Raw genomic sequence first — 17,921 nt, 5'->3', positions numbered from 1 at the left:
GGCGTGCAGTTCGCCTGGAGCGCACATCGGAACGGCCGCATGGCCGGGTAGGCTGGACGGGTGAGCATGGACATCGAACTCGGTCGGGCCAAGCGCGCGCGTCGCGCCTACACGTTCGACGACATCGCCGTCGTTCCGTCACGACGCACCCGCAACCCCGAAGACGTCTCGACCGTGTGGTCGATCGACGCGTTCTCGTTCGACACTCCGGTGATCGGCGCGCCGATGGACTCGGTCGTGAGCCCGGCCACGGCGATCATGCTGGGCAAGCTCGGCGGCCTCGGCGTCCTCGACCTCGAGGGGCTGTGGACCCGCTACGAGAACCCCGAGCCGCTGCTCGCCGAGATCGCCTCGCTGCCCCCTGAGAAGGCGACGGTGCGGATGCAGCACCTCTACGCCGAGCCGATCAAGCCCGACCTCATCACCTCGCGCCTCGCCGAAATCCGCGACGGCGGTGTCACGGTCGCCGGATCCCTCACCCCGCAGCGCACCCAGGAGCTCTACGACACCGTCGCAGCAGCCGGCGTCGATCTGTTCGTCATCCGCGGCACCACGGTCTCCGCCGAGCACGTCTCCAGCGTCGCCGAACCCCTGAACCTGAAGAAGTTCATCTACGACCTCGACGTTCCCGTCATCGTCGGTGGAGCGGCCACCTACACCGCCGCCCTGCACCTCATGCGCACCGGCGCCGCCGGCGTCCTCGTCGGGTTCGGCGGGGGAGCAGCCTCCACGACGCGCGCCACCCTCGGCATCCATGCTCCGATGGCGACGGCCGTCTCGGACGTCGCCGCCGCCCGTCGCGACTATCTCGACGAGTCGGGCGGACGCTACGTGCACGTCATCGCCGACGGCGGCGTCGGAACCTCCGGCGACGTCGTCAAGGCGATCGCCATGGGCGCGGATGCCGTCATGCTCGGCGTCGCCCTCGCACGGGCCACGGACGCGCCCGGACGCGGCTTCCACTGGGGTCCCGAGGCGCACCACTCGCACTTGCCGCGCGGCCGTCGCGTCGAGACGCCCGGCATCGCCACGCTGGAGCAGATCCTCTACGGACCGGCGCCGGTCGCCGACGGCACGGCGAACCTCATCGGGGCGCTGCGCAAGTCCATGGCCACCACGGGGTACTCCGACCTGAAGGAGTTCCAGCGCGTCGAGGTCGTGCTCTCGCCGTACCAGCAGTGACCGTCTCTGTGCCCGAGACCCAGGAGTTCCCGCCGACCCTGCGTGAGGTCATGCTGCGCGGTCGCTGGATCGCCGTGCTGTGCGCGTGCCTCGTCGTCGCCGGCGTATTCGCGTTCCTCGGGCAGTGGCAGCTCGAACGGGCCATCGACACCGATCCGCCGCCGGAGGGCATCACCGAAGAGGTGCGCCCCCTCACCGACGTGCTGAGCCCGGGGGAGTACCTCGCCGAGCCGCTCGTCGGTCAACGGGTCGAGACCGCTGGCACCTGGGTGGCCGATGATTTCAACGTCGTCTCGTCGCGCTTCAACGACGGCGCCGAGGGCTTCTGGGTGACCGGTCAGCTGCGCGTCGCCGATCGCACCTCCATCGCCGTCGCGCTCGGCTGGGCGCCGAATCACGAGAGCGCGGATGCCGCGGTCGCGGCCCTCGAGACGAACGCCGCCGGAGCGGATGCCACGATCACCGGACGCATCATCTCGGACGAGGGATCGTCGCTCCCGCCCGCCGACGACCCCTTCGCGATGAGCAGGATGTCGCCGGCGATGCTGCTGGGTCAGTGGCACGACACCGAGCAGCTGGCGGTGTATCGGCCGTACCTCGCCTCGACCCACGCCCCGGACGGACTGGTCGACATCGTCTCGCCGGCGCCGGACGAGATGCCGGCGGTCAACTGGCTGAACATCTTCTACGCCCTCGAGTGGGCGGTGTTCGCGGGCTTCGCGTTCTACATCTGGTACCGGCTGGCGAAGGACCGCTGGCAGCTCGAGGTCGAGGAGTTCGAAGAGCGCACCGGGTGACGTCTGGCAGGCCGTGACGTCCGGCAGGGCACCGTAGGAGAACTTTCGGTTAGCGTTCCGTGAACTGTCTCCGGAATGTCCCAGGCCCCTCATAGGCTCACTCGCGGGTGCCCACGCGCGTCTGCTGTCGGACGAATCGTCGGAGCCCTTCTCGCACGCTCGACCCTGGCGTGCGAGGTCAGATTCGTCGACGCCGAGGAGAACCACCGCATGATGCCCGCTCCCCGAGACGAGAACCACGTGGTTCCCGCCTCCGTTCACAGAAGCTCTTCTCCCGGTCGCACTCGGCGCGTCGGCGCCCTCGCACTGACCACGGCCCTCGCCATGAGCTGCGGCACGCTCATCGCCACGCCGGCCGTCGCCGCCATCGACGGCAGCGGCGTCGTGATCAACGAGGCCTACCTCTCCGGTGGCAGCAAAGGGGCCGCGTTCAAGAACAAGTTCGTCGAGCTGTACAACCCGACCCAGACCGATATCCCCCTCGACGGCATGTCGGTGCAGTACCGATCGGCGAGTGGTGCCGGCAACTTCAACGGTGTTGCCGAGCTGTCCGGAACGATCCCCGCGGGCGGGTACTACCTAGTACAGGGCGGCAGCAACGGCGCCAACGGCATCGATCTGCCCGCCACGGATGCCGCCAGCGGAGCGCTCAACCCCAGCGGCACGACGGGAACGCTCGCCCTCGTGGAGGGCACCGCCGCCGTCAGCCTCACGCCCGGGTCTGTCGTCGGCGTCGACGGCGTCGTCGACCTGCTCGGCTACGGCGGTTCGAACACGTTCGAGGGCGCGGTCGCGACGGCGCCGGCGGGCAACCAGGACGTGAAGTCGCTGAATCGCGCTGCCGGCGCTGACACCGACGTCAACGCCGACGACTTCTCTCTCTCGGAGTCGATCACCCCGCAGAACTCCGGTGGCGTCGACGATCCCGAGGATCCCGAGGACCCCGAGGACCCGGAGAACCCCGAAGAGCCCACGGCCGCGACGATCGCTGAGGTGCAGGGCACCGAAGACGTCGCCGCCATGAACGGGCAGACCGTCACCGTCGAGGGCGTCATCACAGCAGACCACCGCACCGGCGGCTACGACGGCATCGTCATCCAGACCGAAGGATCCGGCAGCGAGGACGACGCGACGCCGGGTGCCTCCGACGGCATCTTCGTGTACTTGGACGGCAAGACCGTCCCCGGCGCGATCGGCGACGTCGTCACCGTCACCGGCTCCGTCTCGGAGTACTACGGGCAGACGCAGATCTCGCCCGCCGCAGCCGACGACGTGGCGGTCATCACCGCCGGTGCTGGGGTCCCCGCGGTCACGCCGCTGCCCGAGTCCGTCATCGGCGCAGACCGCGAGGCGTACGAGAACATGCTCGTCGCCCCGGCCGGCACCTACCGGGTGGCTTCCAGCCACCAGCTCTACAACTTCGGCGCCCTGTGGCTGAACCCCGGCGAGCTGAACGTCAAGAGCACCGAGACCACGCGCCCGGGTGACGAGGCGAACGCGATCGCCGCAGAGAACCGTGCCGAGCGCATCCTGCTCGACGACGGCTACAACGTGCAGGTCAGCAACAACGCGCACCCCGGCGACCAGCCGTACTTCACCGAGGACGTCACGGTCCGAAACGGCGATGTCGTCGACTTCGCCGAGGCCGGCTACGTGCTGCAGTACGGCTTCGACGACTGGCGCCTGCAGCCGGTCACGCCGATCGACGACGCGACCTCAGCGGACGACAAGGCGACCTTCACCGCCGAGAACACGCGACCGGAGGCGGCCCCCGAGGTCGGCGGCGACGTGCAGGTCGCGGCGTTCAACGTCTTCAACTACTTCACGACCATGAGCGAGGACGACTCCGAGGCGCGCGGTGCGAAGAACGAGGAGTTCTTCGAGGTGCAGCGATCGAAGATCGTCAGCGCCATCGGCGGCCTGGATGCCGAGGTCGTCGCGCTGATGGAGATCGAGAACTCGGTCCACTTCGGCAACGGCACGGCCGACGTCGCACTGGCCGACCTCGTCGACGGGCTCAACGAGGACGCCGGTTCGGACGTGTGGGACTTCGTTCCGATGCCCGACGCGCTGCTCGACACCGACACCGACGTGATCACCAACGCGATCATCTACCAGAAGGATGCCGTCACCCCGGTGGGCGACAGCATGGCGAAGATCGACGAGTCGGTGTGGGGCAACGCTCGCGAGCCGATCGCGCAGGCGTTCGACATGGACGGCAAGGTCGTCTCGGTCGTCGCCAACCACTTCAAGTCGAAGTCGGGCGACGGCGACGAGCCTGCCGACGGCCAGGGCCACTTCAACGAGGACCGCACCGCCCAGGCAGAGTCGCTGCTGGACTTCACCGGCGAGATCGAAGAGGCCAGCGGCAGCGATGACGTGCTGCTGCTCGGCGACTTCAACGCCTACAGCCGCGAGGACCCGATCAACGTGTTCGACGAGGCCGGCTGGACCGACCTCGTACCGGCGCACGCCCCCGGCCAGCACACGTACACTTTCGACGGCGAGCTCGGCTCGCTCGACCACGCGATCGCATCCCCGTCGCTTGCCGCGTCGGTGACCGGTACGGATGTCTGGACCATCAACTCGCCGGAATGGAGCGACCGCGGCTACGCGTTCGGCGCTTCTGAGGCGGGCACGCCGTTCCGCTCCAGCGACCACGACCCGGTGATCGTCGGCATCTCCAACGAGATTCCGCCGGTCGACATCGACATCGTCACGGTCAACGACTTCCATGGCCGAATCGAGGCCGACGGTGCCGCAGCCGGTGCCGCTGTGCTCGCCGGGGCCGTGCAGTCGATGCGCGACGCGAACCCGAACACGATCTTCGCCGCCAATGGCGACTCGATCGGCGCGTCGACGTTCACCTCGTTCATCGACAGCGACAACCCCACGATCGACGCCCTGAACGCGGCGGGCCTCGAGGTCAGCTCGATGGGCAACCACGAGTTCGACCAGGACTGGGAAGACCTGCGCGACCGCGTCCAGCCGCGTGCGGACTGGCCCTACCTGGGAGCGAACGTGTTCCTCAAGGACTCTGACGAGCACGCCGGAGAGGCGTACTTCGTCAAGGAGGTCGACGGTGTGAAGGTCGGGTTCATCGGTGCCGTCACCGAAGACCTTCCGACCCTGGTCTCTCCGGAGGGGATCGCCGAGCTCGACATCCGAGACATCACCGACTCGGTCAACGCCGTGACCGATGACCTCACGGACGGCGAAGAAGGCAACGGCGAGGCAGATGTCATCGTCCTGCTCGTCCACGAGGGTGCAGCCACCACCGACCCCGCCGACATCACGGCCGACTCGCCGCTGGGCGAGATCCTGGACGGACTCGACGAGCGCGTCGACGCGGTCTCCACGTCGCACACGCACCAGGTGTACAACCACGTGATCGACGGACGTCCGGTCTTCCAGGCCGGTCAGTACGGCGAGCGCTTCGCGCTCACCTCGCTCAGCGTCGACCCCGAGACGAAGGAGCTGCTCTCGATCAGCAACGAGATCATGCCGCTCACGAAGTCGGAGAAGGACCCGGCCACGGGCAACACCGTCTACACGCCCCTGTACGACGCCGACCCCGACGTGCAGGCGATCGTCGACGCAGCCAAGGAGCTGGCCGACGTCCTCGGGGCAGAGCCGGTCGGCGAGATCACCGGCGACCTCAACCGTGCCCGTCAGAGCGACGGCACCGAGAACCGCGGTGGGGAGTCCGTGATCGGCAACTTCGTCGCCGATGTGCACCAGTGGGCGACGGGCGCAGACATCGCGATGATGAACCCGGGCGGCATCCGCGCCAACCTCGCCTACGCCTCGAACGGCGAAGGCGACCCGGACGGCAACGTGACCTTCCGCGAGGCCGCCACGGTGCAGCCGTTCGCTAACACCCTGGTCACGCTGAACCTCACGGGTGCGCAGGTGAAGGGGGTGCTCGAGGAGCAGTGGCAGCCGGCTGAGGCGAGCCGGCCGTTCCTGAAGCTCGGTCTGTCCGAGGGTCTGCAGTACACCTACGACCCGACGGCAGGGGCAGGGGAGCGGATCACCTCGATCACGCTCGACGGCGAACCCATCGACCCGGAGGCGACGTACGTCGTCGCGGCCAACTCGTTCCTCGCCAGTGGTGGAGACAACTTCTTCACCCTCGCCGAGGGCACGGACAAGGCCGACACCGGCAAGGTCGACCTGCAGTCGACAGTCGACTGGTTCGACGCGAACGGCACCGCTTCGCCCGACCTCGCCCAGCGCGCGGTCGGTGCGACGCTGAGTGCACCGGATGCCGATGGTTACAGTGCCGGCGACGAGGTCACTCTCGGCCTCTCCTCGCTGGCGTTCAGCGGCGGCGACGCCGCACCGGGTGAGGTGACCGTCTCGCTCGGCGAGACCGAGCTCGCCTCTGGAACCGTCGACCCGGCGATCGTCGACACCACCGATGAGGCGGGGCGCGCGAGCCTGACGTTCACGGTTCCCGAGGGCGTGTACGGCGAGCAGCAGCTCGCGGTCGCGGTCGCGGATGCCGGCACGAGCGTGCAGGTGCCGATCACGTTCACCGAGGCCCCCGCGGCCGAGGGGACGATCACCCTGGGGGCGTCCTCGGTCGCCGCCGGTGGATCGGTGACGATCGACGGGTCCGGGTTCGACGCCGGAGCTGAGCTGGTCGTCGAGCTGCGCTCGACCCCGGTGCAGATCGGCACGGCTCAGGTCGCGGACGATGGAACGTTCACGGCCACCGTCACTATCCCGAAGGACACCCCGACCGGTGCGCACACGCTCGCGGTGATTCTGCCCGACGGCTCCGAGGCAACCGCCGCGCTCACCGTGACCGCTGCCGCCGGCTCCGGTGACGACGGCGCCGGCGATGACGGTGCCGGTGGTGGCTCTGGCGATGACGGTGCCGGTGGGTCCGGTGATGGCGACCTCGCCACGACCGGTGCCGACCCGACGCCGTACCTGATCCTCGCCGCACTGCTGCTGGTGCTGGGCTCCGCCTTCGTGGTGGCCCGTCGCCGCAGCCGCACAGAGCAGCAGTAGTCAGCAGCAGTAGTCAGCAGCAGTAGTCAGCCGCTGAGGGCACGCAGCACGGAGGCCGTCGGGAGTGATCCCGGCGGCCTCCGTCGTGCCTGCGGGGCACCGGGCCGCGGGTAGACTGGACGCCATGCCCGAACCGAAAGCCGCCTCCTTCCCGAAGATCCGCGGGGCGCTGACGTTCTACCAGATCGCCTCGATCATCACCGGCATCATGCTGCTCCTGCTGCTGGCCGAGATGATCCTGAAGTACAGCCCGATCCATCTGGAGCTGTTCGCGGGCGGATCGGGCGGATTCCTGTGGCTCGCCGACGTCATCGTCGGCGACGGATGCCAGTGGTACTCGCTGTTCTTCCCCGGCGGCATGGGGTGCGACCTCGTCTCGGTCGGCGACGGCACGAACATCTCGCTGCTCATCCTCGTCGCCCACGGCTGGTTCTACGTCGTCTACCTGTTCGCGATCTTCCGGCTGTGGAGCCTGATGCGGTGGCCGTTCGTCCGCTTCATCCTCCTTGCCCTCGGCGGCGTCATCCCCGCCCTTTCGTTCGTCATGGAGGTCCGGGTCTCCCGCGAGGTGCGGGCCTACCTCGCCTCCCGTGAGGCCGCGATGGCCGCCGATGCCCAGCCCCACACCGAGGAGGCAGCGCGATGAGCGCAGACACCGCCCAGCGCCCCGTTCTCGTCGTCGACTTCGGCGCCCAGTATGCGCAGCTCATCGCCCGCCGCGTCCGCGAGGCCGGCGTCTACAGCGAGATCGTGCCGCACACGGTCACCGCGGCGGAGATCGCCGAGAAGAACCCGGTCGCCCTCATCCTCTCCGGCGGACCGTCGTCGGTCTACGAAGAGGGCGCCCCCGCGCTCGACAACGGCATCTTCGATCTCGGCGTCCCGACCCTCGGCATCTGCTACGGATTCCAGGTGATGGCCCGCGCCCTCGGCGGCGAGGTCGCCAACACCGGACTGCGCGAGTACGGCGCGACCGACGCCGTTATCGCGAACGAGGGCGGCGTGCTGCTGGGTGGGCAGCCGACGACGCAGAACGTCTGGATGAGCCACGGCGACCAGGTCTCGCACGCGCCCGAGGGTTTCGACGTGCTCGCTTCCACCTCAGACACCCCCGTCGCCGCGTTCGGCAGCGATGAGAAGTGCTTCTACGGCGTGCAGTGGCACCCCGAGGTCAAGCACTCGGATCACGGCCAGGAGGTTCTCGAGAACTTCCTGCACAAGGCTGTGGGTCTCGCCTCCGACTGGAACAGCGGCAACGTCATCGATGAGCAGGTCGCGCGCATCCGCGAGCAGGTCGGCTCCGCCCGGGTCATTTCTGCCCTCTCCGGCGGCGTCGACTCGGCTGTCTCCACGGCCCTCGTGCACAAGGCGATCGGCGACCAGCTCACCGCCGTCTTCGTCGACCACGGACTCCTCCGCAAGGGCGAGCGCGAACAGGTCGAGAACGACTACGTCGCTTCCACCGGCGTCCGGCTGATCACGGTGGATGCCGCCGACACTTTCCTCGGGCACCTCGAGGGCGTCAGCGACCCCGAGCAGAAGCGCAAGATCATCGGCCGCGAGTTCATCCGCTCCTTCGAGAAGGTGCAGCGCGAACTCGTCGACGAGGCCAAGGCAGAGGGCGAGCCGATCAAGTTCCTCGTGCAGGGCACGCTGTACCCCGACGTCGTCGAATCCGGCGGGGGCACGGGAACCGCGAACATCAAATCGCACCACAACGTCGGCGGACTCCCCGAAGACCTCGACTTCGAGCTCATCGAGCCGCTGCGCACGCTGTTCAAGGACGAGGTGCGCCAGATCGGCCGCGAGCTGGGCCTGCCCGAAGCGATCGTCGGCCGGCAGCCGTTTCCGGGCCCCGGCCTCGGCATCCGCATCGTGGGTGAGGTCACCGCTGACCGTCTCGAGATTCTGCGCGAGGCCGACGCCATCGCCCGTGAAGAGCTGACCAAGGCCGGTCTCGACAGTGAGATCTGGCAGTGCCCGGTCGTGCTGCTCGCCGACGTGCGTTCGGTCGGTGTGCAGGGCGATGGCCGCACCTACGGGCACCCGATCGTGCTGCGCCCGGTCTCCAGCGAAGACGCCATGACGGCCGACTGGACCCGCCTGCCGTACGACGTGCTCTCGAAGATCTCCAACCGCATCACCAACGGGGTGCGCGACGTCAACCGGGTGGTGCTCGACGTGACCTCGAAGCCCCCGGGGACGATCGAGTGGGAGTGACCCGGGGAGAGATCTCCCTGCCGGAGGCGGAGTACCTCGTACTCTCCAGCCGGCTGATCCCCGACCTCGACGGCGGGTACACGATCGCGACGCTCGCGCGCGCCCGACAGCTGGCAGCTGCTGGTGCCGATCCGCAGCTGCTCACGTTCGATCCGGCGGATGCCGCGGCCCACGCCCAGCATCGCGAGGAGTTCGCGCGGCGCGGCGCGATCGATGACCCGGCGCGCCTGCGCAATCTGTTCGACGAAAGTATTGCCCCGGACGGCGGTGCGACCGCGTGGCTGCGGGCCGCAGCATCCCCGGCTCTGTCGGCGGGGCGCCCGGATCGCGAGTATCGGATGCTGCGCGACGCCGACGACCGGCCGTTCGCCGCCCTGCCGGTCATCCCCGGCAACCCCGACTGGCATCTCACCGACGAGCCGGTGCTCGTGTACGACGGGGACGGACAGACCATCGGCGGCGTCGCCGGGTTCCGCGGTCTGTACCGTGCCTGGCTCGCACACGTCACCGCTGCACTCGGAGACGTGCCGATCATCGTGATCTGCGAGTCGCGCCAGCTCGGTGAACTGATCGCCGACTGGGACGACCCGCGGGTGCGCATCATCCACACGATCCACACGATGCATCTCGAGGCGCCGTATACGCCGGATGCCCCGATGAACGCGCTGTGGACGCGCTGGTTCGCACTCGCCGACCGCTTCGACGCGGTCACCTGGCCGACGCCGCGGCAGCGCGACGACGTCGCCGCACGCTTCGGCGACAGCATCCGCAATGTCGTGGTGCCGAACGGCATCGAACTGCCGACCGTGGGGGAGTGTGCCCCTGAACCCGGCCTCGTCGTCTCGCTCTCGCGGCTCGCGCCGGGCAAGCGCATCGATCACATCATCCGTGCCTTCCTGTCCGCTGATGTGCCCGGTGCGGTGCTGGAGATCTGGGGTGACGGGCCCGCGCGTGCCGGGCTCGAGCAGCTCATCGCCGAACGCTACTGCGCAGATCGTGTGCGCGTGTGCGGCGTCACCGCCGACCCGGATGCCGTGCTCGAACGTGCCTCGGTCGTCGTCTCCGCTTCGGCATTCGAGGGGCAGGGACTCTCGCTCGCCGAGGCGCTCGCGCACGCCCGCCCCGTCGTCTCCTACGACGTGCGGTACGGTCCGAGCGATCTGCTCGCCGGCGGTGGGGGCATACTCATCCCCGACGGCGACGAGGCCGCGCTGGCTGACGCGCTGCGCCGCGTGCTCACGGACGCCGAGCTGCGCACCCGCCTTTCGGTCGAGGCTCCGGCGGCAGCATCCGTATGGGGCGATGACCGGACTCTTGAGGCGCTCGCGGCGACCGTGCGCGACGTCCTCGCCACCGCGTCGCGACGGACCGCAGCGGTCTGAGCGGGCCGGCGCTCGCCGAGTTCGGGGAAACCGGAAACTGCTCTCCGGACATCCCCGCTGTGCTGATGCCGCAGCTTTCCTAGCGTGGAGGCATGAGCGACTCTCAGCGACAGGTTCCCGCACCCGATACGGCGCAGTCTCTCGATCCGCGGACGGCGGTGCGCGCGGCGACCGTCTTCGTCGTGGCGACGCTGGCGCTGGTGACGCTGATCTGCGCCGTCTTCCTGGTGTCCGGTGCGCCCCTGCCGGACTGGTTCACGATCGTCGGGCGCTGGATACCCGCCGTGGTGTCATTCGTCGTGATCCTGTCATTCGGCCTGTCCGGATCGGTCACCCGCTGGTGGATGCTGCGACCCGGGAAGATCGGCACGCTGCTCAGCGGACTGGCGACGGGCGTGCTCGGACTGGTCCTGATCTACGCCGTCGCTGCCGCGATCGGTATCGCTCTCGGGTTCGCCGCGCCGCTGCCGTTGGCGGCCTATCTGCAGATCGCGGTGCTGACGGTGCCGGCCGCGCTGCTGTTCTCGGTGAGCACGTTCGGCGAAGAGGTGGCGTGGCGGGCGTTCCTGCCGCAACTGCTGCCCGGCGTGAATCGCTGGGCGCGGGCCGTTGTGATCAGCGGCATCTGGGTCGTCTTCCACATTCCGCTGCACGGGACGATGATCCTGCAGGGGTCGCTGCCGCCGGTGACGGGCGTGGTGTCGACCGTGCTGCTGCTGCCGTTGGGGATATTCCTCGCCATGCTCGTCGAACGGTTCGGCAGTGTCTGGCCGGCAGTGATCGCTCATGCCGTGCCGATGTCTGTGCTGAATCTCGTCGCGGGCTCGGCAGACCTGTCGGCGCCGGCTCTGTGGGGGCTCGCCGCGGTCACGACGGTTGCCCTGACAGCCGGGGCGATCATCGTCGCGCCGGCCCGGCGATGAGTGGACAGGATCGGCGGAAGAACATTTTCCTATCGATGTCGATCCGGCCCTTCTCTGTTCGACGTCTTCAGTGAGAGGGTCGAAACCGATCCCGCAACCGAAGGAGAACATCATGAAGTTCATGCTGATCATGCGCGCGACCGACCAGGCTGTCGAGGCGTACGAGGAGATCCCGTTCGAGCAGATCATCGAGGCCATGGGCAAGTACAACGAGTCGATGATCAAGGCGGGCGTCCTGCTCGCGGGCGAGGGGCTCAGCGACGCCGCTGAGGGCTTCGTCGTCGACTTCAGCGCCGAGAAGCCGCTCATCACCGACGGCCCCTACGGTGAGACCAAAGAGCTGTTCAACGGCTTCTGGATCATCGAGGTCTCCACCCGTGAAGAGGCCGCAGAGTGGGCCGGCCGGGCACCGCTCGGCCCCGGTTCCTTCCTCGAGGTGCGCCGCGTCACCGAGATGGACGACTTCCCGGCCGATAACGAATGGATCCAGAAAGAAGAAGGCTGGCGCGAGGAGCAGGCGCAGCGCGCCCAGCAGTAGATCATGACGGACGATCACGACGGCGCGATGGTGGGCTCCACGACAGATGTGGAGCGCACCATCGCCGCCGTCTGGCGCATCGAGTCGGCGAAGATCGTCGCGACGCTGACGCGCATGGTCGGCGACTTCTCGCAGGCGGAGGATCTCGCACAGGATGCTCTGCTCGAGGCGCTGCGTCAGTGGCCAGCCGACGGCACACCGCGCAACCCTGCCGCCTGGCTGACGGCCGTCGCCAAACGGCGTGCGATCGATGGATGGCGGCGGCAGGAACGCTTCGACGACCGGATCGCGACGATCGCGTACGATCTCGAACGCGAGCAGGCCGATGCCATGGATGCCGATCCCTGGGATCCGGATGCCATCGACGACGACGTGCTGCGGCTCGTCTTCATCTCGTGCCACCCTGTGCTCTCGCGCGAGGCCAGCGTGGCGCTGACGCTGCGCGTGATCGGTGGTCTGTCCAGCGAGGAGATCGCCCGGGCTTTCGTCGTGCCCACGGCCACCGTGCAGCAGCGGATCGTGCGAGCCAAGAAGACCCTGGGGGCGGCGAAGGTGCCGTTCGAGGTGCCCTCGCGCCAGGAATACGCCGAACGGCTGAGCGCGGTGCTCGGGGTGCTGTACCTGATCTTCAACGAGGGCCACGCCGCCAGCAGCGGCGCCGACTGGATGCGCCCCGAGCTCAGCTTTGAGGCGATCCGCCTCACCCGCGTACTGACGGCCCTCGTGCCGCGGGAGCGTGATGCGCACAGCCTGCTGGCGCTGATGGAACTCACCGCGGCCCGCTTCCCCGCACGAGTCGACGCGAAGGGAGAGCCGATTCTCCTCGCGGATCAGAATCGCGGTCGTTGGGATCGGAGCCGCATCTCTCGTGGCCGCGCTGCACTCGAACGCGCGGATGCCGTCGGTCACGGCCGCGGCGCCTACGGGCTGCAGGCGGCGATCGCCGAGTGCCACGTGATCGCGGCGTCTGTCGAGAGCACGGATTGGGAACGGATCGTCGTGCTGTACGAGGCTCTCGGACGCGTGGCACCCTCGCCGATCGTGGAGCTGAACCGGGCTGCGGCGGTCGCGATGGCGACCGGCGCGGCATCCGCCCTGCGCATCATCGACCGGATCGCCGAGTCCGGCGCACTGGCGGGGTATCACCTGCTTCCGGCGACCCGCGGCGAGATGCTGCTGCGTCTGGGGCGCAGAGAAGAGGCCCGTTCCGAGTTCGCCACCGCCGCGGAACTCGCGGGGAACGACCGGGAACGGGCCCTTCTGGAGGCTAAAGCCTCGGCTGATTAGAGGATCAGTCGCGGACCTTGTTGCCGCGGCCCACGATGAGGCCGTAGATCAGCAGCACGATGATCGCACCGCCGATGGCGAGAGCCCACGATGACAGGCTCCAGAATTCGTTGATGCCGACGCCGAAGATCAAGCTGCCGAGCCACCCGCCGAGGATTGCGCCCACGACGCCCAGAAGAAGTGTGACGAACCATCCGCCACCCTGCTTACCGGGAAGGATCAGTTTCGCGATCGCTCCGGCGATCAATCCGAGAAGAAGAAATGCAAGGAAACCCATGATGTAATCCCCTTTCTGTTAGCGGTGATGTAACTATGCTCCTCCGCGAACGGATACGCCAGCCCCCTTGCGGCGTGCCTGCAAAAGACGATAGGGGACGCGGAGACAGCGAAAGGGCCCCATCTCCGGAGAGATGAGGCCCTTTCGGCGAAGTCAGATCAGTTACTGCCGCGCGCGATGGCGATGATGCGCAGGATCTCGACGTACAGCCAGACGACGGTCACCATGATGCCGAAGCCGCCGACCCAGCCGTACTTGCGGGGAGCGCCATTGCGCACGCCCTGCTGGATCTGGTCGAAGTCGAGCACCAGCGAGTACGCGGCCATGATGACGACGAGCACACCGATGATCAGGCCGAGGGGGATGCCCATGATCTCGACGCTGCGGAGTCCGAACGCGTTCTGGTTGACGCCGGTCCACATCAGGATGAGGTTCAGCACCGAGAAGACGAGGTAGCCGACCATCGCGATCATGAAGACCTTGGTCGCCTTCTTCGAGGCGCGGATCTTGCCGCTGGCGAACAGAGCCAGCGTCACGCCGACGACGGCCAGGGTCGCGAGCGTCGCCTGCACGACGATGCCGGGGTAGATGACCTCGAAGAATGCCGAGATGCCGCCGACGAAGAGACCTTCCAGGGCCGCGTAGGCGAAGATCAGCGCGGGACGCACCTTCTTGCGCGAGGTGAACGTGATGACCATCGCGAGCACGAAGCCGCCGAGTGCGCCGATGATCATCGGCAGCATCGACACGCCGACCCGCGGGTCGAGGCTCAGCCCGCCCAGCGACCACACCCAGCCGACGGCAGCGGTGACGAGCAGGATTGCGAACAGGCCAGCGGTCTTCCAAACGGTGTCCTCGACGCTCATCCGGTCGGTCTCGAGCGAACCGGCCGACGGCGAGGAGTACATGCCTTCGAGCTGCGCGTTGGCTGCGGCATCCATCGCACCGTGCTGCAGCGAAGCCGCCTGAGCGCCCTGCATGCCGGGCTGGCCGCCGGACGCGCCGGGGTAGGTAGCGACGTTCCGAGGGTCCTGCTTCTGGAACGCCGGGTTGTTGAATGCGAAATTGCTCATGGTGGTGGGCCTCACTCCGAGAGGTTCTAAGGTCGCTTTCCTCCACGATACCGGCCGAATACTATGTGTGGGGTGTTCTAACCTGAATCCATGCCCAGGAAGTCGCCGCTCGTCATCGGCCACCGGGGCGCGCCAGGGTATCGGCCCGAGCACAGCAGGTCGTCGTACGAACTCGCTCTCGCCCTGGGAGTGGATGCCGTCGAGCCCGACGTGGTGAGCACGAAGGACGGCATCCTCGTCATCCGGCACGAGAACGAAATCTCCGGCACCACCGATGTGGCCGACCACCCCGAGTTCGCGGATCGCAAGGCCACCAAGCGCATCGACGGTCAGCAGCTGACCGGTTGGTTCACCGAGGACTTCACCTGGGACGAGCTCGCCACGTTGAGGGTGCGGGAGCGGCTGCCGCAGGTTCGAGTCTCCAGCGCCTCGTTCGACGACGCGCAGCCGGTGCTGCGCCTGACCGATCTTCTCGACCTCGTCAGAGACGGGTCAGAAGAGCACGGCCGGGAGATCGGCGTCGTGCTCGAGATCAAGCACGCGACCTATTTCGCGGGCATCGGGCTCGACCTCGCACCGCTGATCGCCCGCGACCTGCGCGCTGCCGGCTGGGCGGACGGCGAGCTGCCGCTGATCATCGAGTCCTTCGAGCGGACCGTGCTCGCCCAGCTGCAGGAGCTCGGCATCCCCGCGTCATACATCTATCTGATCGAAGCATCCGGTCGTCCCTACGATCAGCTGGTCGCTCACGGACGCCAGGCGACCACCTACAAGGCGACCGTCACGCCGCGCGGCCTCGACGCGCTCGTCGGCACAGTCGACGGGATCAGCGTCAACAAGCGGATGCTGCTCGCACGAGGAAGCACGATCGTCGAGGACGCGCATGCGCGGGGGTTGAAGGTGTTCACGTGGACGGCGAGGCCGGAGAACGCCTTCCTCGCGGCGGAGTTCCGCGGCGATGGCGGCAAGCAGGCGTTCGGCGACTACGAATCGGAGTGGGGCGCTCTCGCTCGCACCGGCGTCGACGGCGTCTTCGTCGATCATCCTGATCTCGCCGTCGCCTTCTTCCGCGGGTGAGATCCGCGGGTGAGATCTGCTGCTGTGGTTCTGCCGCGAGTCCGACGGCGAGAAGCGGCGCAACTGACAGACTGACCGCATGACCGGAATCGTCACCGAGGGCGTCAGCAGATCGTTCGGCACGGTGCACGCCGTCAGAAACGCGACCTTCCGCGCCGAAAGCGGCCGGGTGACCGGGCTGGTCGGGCCCAACGGCGCCGGCAAGACCACACTGCTGCTCATGCTCGCGACGCTGCTCGCCCCGGACACCGGCTCGATCCGCATCGGCGAGGTCGACCCGGCAGGAGACGCGCTCGCCGCCCGCCGCCTGCTGGGATGGATGCCGGATGCGCTCGGCGCCTGGCCCTCGCTCACCGCACGCGAGACGATCGTCACGACCGCTCGTCTGTACGACATCGAGCGGGATGCCGCGGCGACCAGAGCCGCCGAACTGCTGTCGCTCGTGGGCCTGGAGGAACTGGCGGATGCTCCGGCGAAGGTCCTCTCACGGGGGCAGAAGCAGAAACTCGGTCTGGCGCGTGCGCTCGTGCACGACCCGCAGGTGCTGCTGCTGGACGAACCGGCCTCCGGCCTCGACCCGGACGCACGCGTGCAGCTGCGGGTGCTGCTGCGGAGGCTCGCCGCCGAGGGGCGCACCGTGCTGATCTCGAGTCACATCCTCTCGGAGCTCGAAGAGGTCATCGACGACGCGGTCTTTCTCGTCGCCGGAGCGGTCGCCGATGCTGCCCCGGTGCAGACGGCTGTCCGCGCCTGGCGGATACGCCTCGCCGACACCGACAGTGCTCGGCAGCGTGCCGATGCCGACCTCATCGCCACGGCGCTCGGGATGGAAGCGGGCGCTCTGGGCATCGACCGCAACGCCGCGATCGTCGGATTCGGATCCGAGCAGGATGCCGCGGCAGGGCTCCGCCGCATCGTCGAGGCAGGACTCGCCGTGAGCGACTTCGGGCCGGCGCAGAGCGCGCTGGAGCACACCTTCCTCAACCTGCCGCGAACGGAGCCGGGAGCATGACCCTCACGCACATCGGCCTCGTCGCCAAGCTCGAACTCACGCAGCGGCTGCGCAGCGTCGGCTGGTACATCCTGCTCGGTGCCTTCGCGCTCATCCTGCTCGGCATCACCGCGTTGTCTTTCGCGGTCTACTCGTTCACCGAAGCCGCAGGGGCCGGCGTCTACTCGATCGTCGTCAACGTCGTCCTGCTGCTGGTCGTACTCGTATCGCCCACTCTCAGCGGCAACGCGATCAACGGCGATCGCGATGCGGCCACCCTCGCGGCGGTGCAGGTGACCGCGGCGTCCACCGGCGACATCATGGTCGGCAAGTTGGTCGCTGCCATCGCCACCGGCGGCGTCTTCCTCGGCGTCGCACTGCCCTTCCTCGCGTTGTCGCTGCTCGGCGGGGGAGTGCACCCGGCCACCTTCGCCGTCTCACTGCTCGTGCTGGCAGCCGAGATCATCGTCGTAGCGGCCGTCGGCGTCGGCCTCAGCGGACTGATCGCGCGCCCGCTGTTCTCGGTCGCTGCGACTTACCTCGTGGTCGCCGCGCTGACGATCGGCACTCTCATCGCGTTCGGTCTGGGCGGCACCGCGCTGCGCACGGAGGAGACGAGTTACAACCGCGCGTACGACAGCATGGGCAACGTCGACTGCGAGCGCTGGGAGACGTACACGTACGAGGCGCCGCGATTCGATCGGGTGTGGTGGCTTCTGGCCGCGAACCCGTTCGTCGTGCTGGCCGATGCCACGCCGACGACGTATGGAACAGGCGGGTGGCCTGCCGATATGTTCGGGCAGATCAAGTTCGGCGTGCGCAGCGCGCAGCTGCCGCCGCAGGAGTACCGCTGGGATCCATGCGACCCCGCCGACCAGGGGCAGCAGCAGACAGCGCAGCAGGTCATCGACAGCACCGTGCCGAGCTGGTTCGTCGGTCTCGGTATCCAGATCGTCATCGCCGGCGGCCTGTTCGCCGGCGCGTGGGCGCGCACGCGAACACCGGCGCGGATGCTCCCGCCCGGAACGCGCATCGCCTGAGGTTCGGGGCGGCTTGCGCCGCGTTCGCGTCACTTTCCGTTCACCTTCTGGACGGATGCTGTGCGCCTGCCGGACACGCGGGATCGATCGACTGAGCGGGTAGTGCCCCCAA

The 17,921-nt window shown here is 68.2% G+C and carries 14 protein-coding genes; 12 read left to right on the top strand and 2 right to left on the bottom strand.

The genetic code is table 11. The features are described from left to right. Positions 1–66: 66 nt before the first annotated feature. The 9 genes from ACTICP_RS00735 to ACTICP_RS00695 all read left to right on the top strand — a co-directional run bounded on the left by ACTICP_RS00735 (position 67) and on the right by ACTICP_RS00695 (position 13,351). A complete protein-coding gene (locus ACTICP_RS00735; RefSeq protein WP_441888538.1) occupies positions 67–1,182 on the top strand; it encodes a GuaB3 family IMP dehydrogenase-related protein in 1,116 nt (371 codons plus the stop codon). A 50-nt stretch (positions 1,183–1,232) separates the two neighbouring features. Next, positions 1,233–1,979, top strand: coding sequence for an SURF1 family protein (locus tag ACTICP_RS00730; RefSeq protein WP_441888536.1), 747 nt, complete (start codon positions 1,233–1,235; stop codon positions 1,977–1,979). A 210-nt stretch (positions 1,980–2,189) separates the two neighbouring features. Further along, positions 2,190–7,001 (top strand): ExeM/NucH family extracellular endonuclease, encoded by a 4,812-nt coding sequence (locus tag ACTICP_RS00725; RefSeq protein ID WP_441888512.1) that lies wholly within the window; start codon positions 2,190–2,192, stop codon positions 6,999–7,001. 124 nt (positions 7,002–7,125) lie between these two features. Further along, entirely contained in the window at positions 7,126–7,647 is a 522-nt protein-coding gene (locus ACTICP_RS00720; RefSeq protein ID WP_441888510.1) for a DUF3817 domain-containing protein, read from the top strand. Then, positions 7,644–9,221: a glutamine-hydrolyzing GMP synthase gene (guaA, locus tag ACTICP_RS00715; protein ID WP_441888508.1), complete on the top strand. Its 1,578-nt coding sequence runs from the start codon at positions 7,644–7,646 to the stop codon at positions 9,219–9,221. The genes ACTICP_RS00720 and guaA overlap by 4 nt, the downstream gene beginning before the upstream one ends. Then, on the top strand, positions 9,218–10,603 hold the full coding sequence (locus tag ACTICP_RS00710) for a glycosyltransferase (RefSeq protein ID WP_441888506.1): 1,386 nt from the start codon (positions 9,218–9,220) through the stop codon (positions 10,601–10,603). Before guaA ends, ACTICP_RS00710 begins: the two co-directional genes overlap by 4 nt. Positions 10,604–10,695: 92 nt before the next feature. Then, complete coding sequence (locus ACTICP_RS00705) at positions 10,696–11,526, top strand: CPBP family intramembrane glutamic endopeptidase (RefSeq protein ID WP_441888504.1); 831 nt, start codon at positions 10,696–10,698, stop codon at positions 11,524–11,526. 112 nt (positions 11,527–11,638) lie between these two features. Then, complete coding sequence (locus ACTICP_RS00700) at positions 11,639–12,064, top strand: YciI family protein (RefSeq protein WP_441888502.1); 426 nt, start codon at positions 11,639–11,641, stop codon at positions 12,062–12,064. 3 nt (positions 12,065–12,067) lie between these two features. Further along, positions 12,068–13,351: an RNA polymerase sigma factor gene (locus tag ACTICP_RS00695; protein ID WP_441888500.1), complete on the top strand. Its 1,284-nt coding sequence runs from the start codon at positions 12,068–12,070 to the stop codon at positions 13,349–13,351. A gap of 4 nt (positions 13,352–13,355) precedes the next feature. Here the strand turns inward: ACTICP_RS00695 and ACTICP_RS00690 are convergent, their stop codons facing one another. Together ACTICP_RS00690 and ACTICP_RS00685 are read right to left on the bottom strand one after the other, a co-directional pair. Further along, entirely contained in the window at positions 13,356–13,628 is a 273-nt protein-coding gene (locus ACTICP_RS00690) for a GlsB/YeaQ/YmgE family stress response membrane protein (RefSeq protein WP_441888498.1), read from the bottom strand. Positions 13,629–13,786: 158 nt separating this feature from the next. After that, entirely contained in the window at positions 13,787–14,701 is a 915-nt protein-coding gene (locus tag ACTICP_RS00685) for a Bax inhibitor-1/YccA family protein (RefSeq protein WP_441888496.1), read from the bottom strand. A 90-nt stretch (positions 14,702–14,791) separates the two neighbouring features. On the opposite strand from ACTICP_RS00685, the gene ACTICP_RS00680 reads away from it, so the two are divergent. The 3 genes from ACTICP_RS00680 to ACTICP_RS00670 all read left to right on the top strand — a co-directional run bounded on the left by ACTICP_RS00680 (position 14,792) and on the right by ACTICP_RS00670 (position 17,809). After that, the gene (locus ACTICP_RS00680) at positions 14,792–15,778 is read left to right on the top strand and encodes a glycerophosphodiester phosphodiesterase family protein (protein ID WP_441888494.1); all 987 of its coding nucleotides are present in this window, start codon (positions 14,792–14,794) and stop codon (positions 15,776–15,778) included. A gap of 79 nt (positions 15,779–15,857) precedes the next feature. After that, positions 15,858–16,790, top strand: coding sequence for an ABC transporter ATP-binding protein (locus ACTICP_RS00675; protein ID WP_441888492.1), 933 nt, complete (start codon positions 15,858–15,860; stop codon positions 16,788–16,790). After that, on the top strand, positions 16,787–17,809 hold the full coding sequence (locus tag ACTICP_RS00670; protein WP_441888490.1) for an ABC transporter permease: 1,023 nt from the start codon (positions 16,787–16,789) through the stop codon (positions 17,807–17,809). The genes ACTICP_RS00675 and ACTICP_RS00670 overlap by 4 nt, the downstream gene beginning before the upstream one ends. Positions 17,810–17,921 lie beyond the last annotated feature (112 nt).

Origin of the sequence: Microbacterium sp. (assembly GCF_052102115.1) — a bacterium.
Lineage (GTDB): Bacteria > Actinomycetota > Actinomycetes > Actinomycetales > Microbacteriaceae > Microbacterium.
Note: the sequence above shows the minus strand (reverse complement) of the source record. Positions and strands in the feature narration are given on the sequence as shown.